Consider the following 287-nt stretch of genomic DNA (forward strand, 5'->3'; position numbering starts at 1 on the left):
CCAACTTAACTTAACCATTCCTCGAGATCGCAATGGCCGGTTTGAAAATCATACCTTGCCAGCCTACGGTCGGCACAGTGATAATTTAGAAACAACGGTCATTCAGTTGTATACCAAGGGAATTACCACTGCTGAAATTGCCGAACTCATTGAAAAAATGTACGGTGCTCACTACTCCCAAGCCACGGTTTCCAACATGACTAAAGCCGTCAATGAACAGGTTCAAGCTTTCCAGCAACGTCGACTGGCTTCACAATATGCAGCCATCTTCTTAGATGCCACTTACT

At 44.9% G+C, this 287-nt stretch carries 1 protein-coding gene; it reads left to right on the plus strand.

Going from position 1 to position 287, the window contains the following annotated elements; genetic code table 11:
- The coding region (locus tag MZO40_RS17170; protein ID WP_252133495.1) for a transposase at positions 1 to 287 on the plus strand (287 nt) is incomplete at both ends.

It is taken from the genome of Lactiplantibacillus sp. B652, assembly GCF_023806745.1.
Classification (GTDB): Bacteria; Bacillota; Bacilli; order Lactobacillales; family Lactobacillaceae; genus Lactiplantibacillus; species Lactiplantibacillus pentosus.